Source organism: Mahella sp., assembly GCF_020054945.1.
GTDB lineage: Bacteria > Bacillota > Clostridia > Mahellales > Mahellaceae > Mahella.
The window spans coordinates 95,171-101,947 of sequence record NZ_JAIHAU010000005.1; the positions used below are offsets into that span (position 1 = coordinate 95,171).

General features: G+C 40.5%; 6 protein-coding genes. 2 read left to right on the top strand and 4 right to left on the bottom strand.

What is annotated here, in order from left to right:
- Positions 1-80 precede the first annotated feature (80 nt).
- From metE to thiM, 3 genes are all read right to left on the bottom strand, one after another.
- The gene (metE, locus tag JG770_RS02350) at positions 81-2,357 is read right to left on the bottom strand and encodes a 5-methyltetrahydropteroyltriglutamate--homocysteine S-methyltransferase (protein ID WP_291954674.1); all 2,277 of its coding nucleotides are present in this window, start codon (positions 2,355-2,357) and stop codon (positions 81-83) included.
- A 152-nt stretch (positions 2,358-2,509) separates the two neighbouring features.
- A complete protein-coding gene (locus tag JG770_RS02355; protein WP_291954676.1) occupies positions 2,510-2,845 on the bottom strand; it encodes a thiamine-binding protein in 336 nt (111 codons plus the stop codon).
- Positions 2,846-2,848: 3 nt separating this feature from the next.
- On the bottom strand, positions 2,849-3,685 hold the full coding sequence (thiM, locus tag JG770_RS02360) for a hydroxyethylthiazole kinase (RefSeq protein WP_291954679.1): 837 nt from the start codon (positions 3,683-3,685) through the stop codon (positions 2,849-2,851).
- 184 nt (positions 3,686-3,869) lie between these two features.
- Between thiM and JG770_RS02365 the strand changes: the two genes are divergently transcribed.
- Together JG770_RS02365 and JG770_RS02370 are read left to right on the top strand one after the other, a co-directional pair.
- Positions 3,870-4,145 (top strand): hypothetical protein, encoded by a 276-nt coding sequence (locus tag JG770_RS02365; RefSeq protein ID WP_291954681.1) that lies wholly within the window; start codon positions 3,870-3,872, stop codon positions 4,143-4,145.
- A 16-nt stretch (positions 4,146-4,161) separates the two neighbouring features.
- Complete coding sequence (locus JG770_RS02370; protein ID WP_291954682.1) at positions 4,162-4,566, top strand: bacteriohemerythrin; 405 nt, start codon at positions 4,162-4,164, stop codon at positions 4,564-4,566.
- A 41-nt stretch (positions 4,567-4,607) separates the two neighbouring features.
- Here the strand turns inward: JG770_RS02370 and gyrA are convergent.
- Positions 4,608-6,777: DNA gyrase subunit A (gene gyrA / locus JG770_RS02375; protein WP_291954686.1), on the bottom strand; the 2,170-nt coding region annotated here is incomplete at its 5' end.

Genomic DNA, 6,777 nt, shown 5'->3' on the forward strand with positions numbered 1-6,777 from the left:
AGCTTAAGCATGCCCTTGCATATGCCCGGCACAGAACCATCTATCACAGTAGCGCCCGCCACCTTGGCATAGAACAATCTTCATGCTGATATGCTTTTTCTAACATCTTTTGCAGCAGCAACTAAATTCTCGAGACTCGGAACAGTTTCCTCATATCTTCTTGTTTTAAGACCGCAGTCGGGATTAACCCAGAGCTTTTCCTTCGGTATTTTTTCAAGCATTTTAAACAACGCTTCCTTAATTTCAGATATGCTTGGAATCCTTGGCGAATGAATATCATAAACACCAGGGCCCACTTCCCTTTTAAAGCCGTATTCTTTTAATGTTTCAATAATGCTGAGATCAGACCGTGCCGCCTCAAAAGTGATAACGTCCGCATCCATATCATCGATATCTTTTATAATATCTGCAAATTCACTGTAACACATATGAGTATGAATTTGTGTTTCTGGCTTTACACCGCTGTGAACAAACCTAAAAGCGGGGATTGCCCAATTAAGGTATTCACTGTACCAATCACTTTTTCTAAGAGGCAATTTTTCTCTTAAAGCCGCTTCATCAATTTGAATAATTTTGATTCCGTTTGCTTCAAGATCAAGGACCTCATCTCTTATAGCAAGAGCAATCTGAAATGCACAATCCCTCAACGAAATATCTTCACGCGGAAATGACCAGTTTAAAATCGTTACAGGGCCTGTCAGCATGCCTTTTACATGTTTTGATGTAAGCGACTGTGCATATACAGCATAATCGATTGTAATCGGCTTAGAACGAGATATATCTCCCCAAATTATGGGTGGTTTTACGCATCTTGTACCATAAGATTGCACCCATGCTTTCTCGGTCAATAAAAACCCGTCAAGGTTTTCTCCAAAATATTCAACCATATCGTTACGCTCAAATTCGCCGTGGACTAACACATCAAGACCGATTTTCTCCTGCAGCGCAATACATTCAGCAATCTTTTTTTTGTTAAATGCAGTGTATTGCTCAAATGTAATGCTTCCATTTTTATATTTAGAACGGTTTGCCTTTACTTCTGGCGTTTGCGGAAATGAACCAATTGTTGTTGTCGGAAGCAGTGGTAACTTCAACTCTTTTTTCTGGATTTTTTCACGTTTTTCAAAATTAGGATGCCTTATAAAATCGTCATGAGAAAGAGATGAAACAACCGCCTGAACATTCGCATTCTCACAATTTCTCGATTCGTTGAATATCGTTTGATTTTCACTATATTCAGCAGCCGACGTAGGATTGCTGGTTGATAATATTTTTTTTAATTCAGATAGCTCCGTTAATTTTTCTTCAGCAAAAGCAAGGCGCTTTTTGTAATCATCGGAAATACCATTTTCATTTTTTAAGGTATATGGAACATGAAGAAGAGAGCATGATGTACTTAATACTATATTTTTGCAGTATCTACCTAATTCCGAAATCAAATCTACCGTATTGGAGTAATTATTTTTCCAAATGTTCTTTCCATTAACAATTCCTGCAAAAAGGATTTTATCATCCGGAAAGCCAAAACTTTTTACTATTTCCAGCGTCTTCTTCCCTTCGACAAAATCAAGACCGATTCCATCAAACGGCATTGCAATAACTTCACTATAACAATCCCTTATATCACCGAAATAAGTTTGCAAAAGCACTTTCGTATTATTCTTTTTTGAAAGAATATTCTCATAGAGTTTATTAAAAAGAATTATATCCTCTTCAGATAAATCCATAACAAGAGCTGGTTCATCAAATTGAATCCATTTAGCTCCCAAATCATTAAATTTACTTAAAATATCTGAATATGCACTGGCAATATCAGTTATAGAATCCTCAATTGTTTTTTTACCTGTAAATTTTACAAGTTTTAAAAATGTAAAAGCCCCAATGATAGCGCTTTTAGTTTCAATTCCCCAATTTTTTGCCTCCACATACTCATCGAATGGCTTAGTCCCTACAAGCAAAATTTCAGTTTCGTCATCAATTTCAGGCACCATATAATGGTAGTTTGTGTTAAACCATTTTTTCATGGACAAAGCTTTTACATCGCCTTTTTCACCCTGGTATCCCCTTGCCATAGCAAAGTACTCGTCAAAGACATCCAATTTAAGTTGCTTGTAACGATTTGGCACGATATTCAATAAAACAGCGGTATCCAGCAGATTATCGTAAAAAGAGAAATCATTTGAAGTTATAAAATCAATTTCATTGTTTTTTTGAATTTTCCAATGCTCTTCTCTAAGCTCAGATGCAATAGCTTGAAGCTCTTCTTTTGGCAGATCTTTCCTAAAATATCTTTCTACCGCAAATTTTAATTCTCTTAAAGCCCCTATTCTCGGGTATCCTATAACAGCAGTTTTCATAACAATCTTACCTCGTATAATAATATTTGTAGAGGCAAATAAATAAAATTCCCATTAGTACTGCCCTCTGCGAGCCTGCCTCCGAATGCTCGTAGAAACCGTCATTCAATACTCAATATATCAGATTTTCTCTTAATTGACAATGCAAAAATTTATGGTATATCAAATTTTTTCTGATACTCATTATTTTCCTCGCCCAAAATATCGTTGATTTTATTGACTTTTTCAGTCATCATGTTTGTATAACCAGGGCGCACATCGGCTTTCAGAACAACTTCGGTACGGATACCCTTGTCGGCAAGTACAAATGTTGCATCTTTAATAACTTTCATTACTTCATCCCACTCACCTTCGATCTCTGTGAACATGGAAGTCGTATGATACGGTAAGCCCGAATCACGAATCACTTTTATAACTTCAGCTACTTTAGGTGCAAGCTCATCACCTATACCGAAGGGTGCTATGGCAACAGCAATTAATGTATTCATGAATTAAACCTCCTCAATTTCAAGCGGATTATTAGCAATGTCTACTGCGCTTGCTTTGTACAGTTCATCGAGAAACTGAATTTGAAAACTGCCGGGACCATCCACCTTTTTTTCAGCGCGAGTTCCCGCTAAATTATAAACTGCAGTAGCAGTAAGTGCCGCAATAAATGGTGAAGATGCCGTTGCATAGACCGCGACGACTCCACCCAATGAACAGCCTGCCCCAGTAATTTCCCCCATAAAGTGCGCCCCTCCATGAGAAAAGGCTACGACAGAACCATCGGTTATTAAATCCGTTTTGCCTGATACGGCAACAGCCCCTCCTGTCCACTTTGCCAGCGCAACAGCCGCAGCTTTAGCGGCAGTTACAGAATTCGTCGAGTCAACACCGCGAACATTGGATAGAGCTGTACCTCCCTCTAATCCCCACAAGCCAGCCAATGCTAGGATTTCCGAAGCGTTCCCTCTAATTACAGTGGGTTTATACTTCTTAAACTCCCGCAACAGCTGAGTTCTAAGGGAACCGATACCCACGGCTACTGGATCAAGCACCCATGGTTTCCGCGCTTCATGCAAAATTTTTGCTACGCGAGGTAAGGTCTGTTCATAAAGTGGTATAAATGTTCCGACATTTATGTAAGTGGCCCCACTGGCTTTCGCCAAAAATTCACCCTCATCGGGCAAATAAACCATAGCAGCAGAACCCCCGACGGCAAGCTGAGCATTAGCTACAAAATTGATCGTTACAGTATTGGTAATTGACCCCACCATGGGATTTTCCCGTTTTACTGTTTCGACTGCCTGAATTATTTGGTCTTGAATCTCCTTTTTATTAATCATTTTATATTTTCCCTTTCGTTAACATTGCCCATATGTAATTTTAATAATATAATCTTAGTTTGTCAACGACTCATAATCTTACAATCAGTTAGGGGAAAATAGCATTGCAATCAAAAACATTTTGATATTTGCAATTATCATGCACAAATGCTAGAATATCATTTGTAGAGAGGAGCATACATCAGTGAGTATATTTGAGTCAATTATGCTGCTTTGCTTTGGAGCAGCATGGCCTTTTTCCATCTATAAATCGTATAAGTCCAGGTCTACTGCCGGAAAAAGCCTGGTATTTTCTTTGCTTTTGCTGATCGGATATATATCCGGTATACTGCATAAGATTTTCTACAGCTATGATAATGTTATAATACTTTATATAATCAACAGCATCATGGTAGCCATCGACATATTGTTATACATACGCAATAAAAGATATCAGGAGAATATGATAAAACATCAATAGAGAAAGGAGTGTTTTAATGGCCATACAGTGGGATCAGTCGTTATCCGTTGGCATCGATGAGATCGATAACCAGCATAAGGAACTTTTTAATAGGGTAAATGCCCTTCTTGATGCCTGTAATCAAGGCAAGGGTAAACAGGTCGTGGGCGAAATAATAGATTTTCTCGGCGATTATGTGGTGACACATTTTGGCGCCGAAGAAAAATACATGCAGCAGTATGATTATCCGGATTATAATGCTCATAAAGCTATGCATGACGGCTTTATCGGCAGCTTCGGCCAGCTCAAGAAGAAATTCGAAAGCGAAGGCCCCGGTATACAGCTAGTGCTGCAAACCAACCGTACGGTAGTCGACTGGCTTATAAAGCACATAGGCAATACCGACAAAGCACTGGGTACATTTTTAAAAACAAAAATGTAGTGTTTGATAAAAAGCCGCGGGTATGACTCCGCGGCTTTTTATCAATCCTCGCTTTCAAACTTGGCAAGAGAAACTATTCTCTGACCGTTTTCCACTTTCATTAATGTCACGCCCTGAGTATTGCGCCCTTGTAACGGTATGCCCTTGACTCCCAAGCGTATTATTATACCATCGGACGTTATCATCATTATCTCATCATCTTCATGCACCACTTTTATAGCTGCCAGCGGTCCGGTCTTATCGGTGATCTTCATGGTGATAATACCTTTGCCGCCGCGACTTTGGCTTCTGTATTCTTTAAGCGGCGTCCGCTTGCCGTAACCGTTCTCGCTTACCATAAGAAGATCTGCGGATTCATCGACCAGTTCCATATCTATCACTTTATCGCCAGAGTTGAGCGTTATAGCCTTAACACCGTGGGCAGTTCTGCCCATAGGCCGCACATCCTCTTCCGGGAAACGGATGGCCATCCCTTCTTTTGTGCTTATTATAACCTCATTATTGCCGTTGGTCAGTTCAACGCCTATCAGCTCATCGCCTTCGCCAAGGCCTATGGCCATGAGGCCGTTTTTATGGATATTATCGTATTCTTCTATAGAAGTCTTCTTTATATAACCTTCACGCGTGGCCATTATAAGGTATTTTTCGTCGTCTATGCGCCTTATGGGTATCACAGCACTTACCTTTTCACCCACCGATAAGTTCAAGAGGTTTATTATGGCTGTGCCTTTAGCCTGGCGGCCTGCTTCCGGCACATCATATGCGCGCATCATATACACCTTTCCTTTATTGGTAAAGAACAGCATATGACTATGCGTAGATGTAACGAATATGTGTTCCACAAAATCCTCATCCCTGGTCTGCATGCCCGTTATACCCTTGCCGCCGCGTCGCTGAGATTTATAAGTATCCAGTGGTAAACGCTTTATATATCCGAAATGGGTCAGGGTTATGGCCACATCTTCATCCTGTATTAAATCTTCTATTTCCATTTCATCGGCTTTACTGCTTATCTGTGTACGCCTGTCATCGCCGTATTTGTTGCGTATAGCTTTAAGTTCATCCTTTATTATCTTATATACCATGCCCTCATCGGTCAACACACGACGTAAATACTCTATGGTGCTCACAAGCTGGGTATATTCCTCTTCTATTTTATCCCTTTCCAAACCCGTCAACCGCCTGAGCCTCATATCCAATATGGCCTGGGCCTGCTTATCCGACAGATTAAACTGAAACATTAATGCTTCTTTGGCTATTTGGTCTGTCTTTGACGAACGTATAAGCGCTACTATAGCGTCTATATGATCCAACGCTATGCGCAGACCTTCCAGTATGTGAGCTCTAGCTTCGGCTTTTTCCAGATCGTATCGGCTGCGCCTTACTATGACGTCTTTTTGATGGTCTATATAGTAATAGAACATCTGCTTTATATTTAGCACTCTAGGCTGATTATCGACTAAAGCCAGCATTATAATACCGAATGTATCTTCCAGGCGCGTATGTTTATATAACAGATTCAATACGACATTTGGGTTTACATCGCGCTTTAAATCTATGGCGATGCGCATACCTTCTTTATCGGATTCGTCCCTTATATCGGCTATTCCGTCTATTCTTTTATCTTTTACCAGATTAGCTATCTGTATAACAAGATCAGACTTAGTGACCTGATAAGGTATCTCGCTTACTATTATACGCGATCTTCCGCCTGGTAAAGGTTCTATAGATGTCTTACCCCTTACCTTTATCCTGCCGCGGCCGGTATTATATGCTTGCTTTATTCCGTCTCTTCCCATTATAATGCCGCCGGTAGGAAAGTCCGGACCCTTGAGTGTTCTCATCAATTCATCTACGGATATATCAGGATCATCCATGATCTTTATAGCCGCATCTATGGTTTCTTTCAGATTATGCGGCGGTATATTAGTGGCCATTCCCACAGCTATACCAGCCGAGCCATTGACTAGAAGGTTGGGGAAACGCGAAGGCAACACCACCGGTTCTTTTAAGGTTTCATCAAAATTCGGTATAAAATCAACGGTTTCCTTATCTATATCGGTCAGCATCTCCATAGCCAGTCGCGACAGGCGCGCCTCGGTATAACGCATGGCCGCCGGAGGATCATTGTCTATTGATCCGAAATTACCATGCCCGTCTACCAATGGATATCTCATGCTGAAATCCTGTGCCATACGCACCATGCTGTCG

Coding starts and splice junctions, on each gene's coding strand:
- metE (WP_291954674.1), bottom strand. CDS start 2,357: ATGAAAACTGCTGTTATAGGATACCCGAGAATAGGGGCTTTAAGAGAA.
- JG770_RS02355 (WP_291954676.1), bottom strand. CDS start 2,845: ATGAATACATTAATTGCTGTTGCCATAGCACCCTTCGGTATAGGTGAT.
- thiM (WP_291954679.1), bottom strand. CDS start 3,685: ATGATTAATAAAAAGGAGATTCAAGACCAAATAATTCAGGCAGTCGAA.
- JG770_RS02370 (WP_291954682.1), top strand. CDS start 4,162: ATGGCCATACAGTGGGATCAGTCGTTATCCGTTGGCATCGATGAGATC.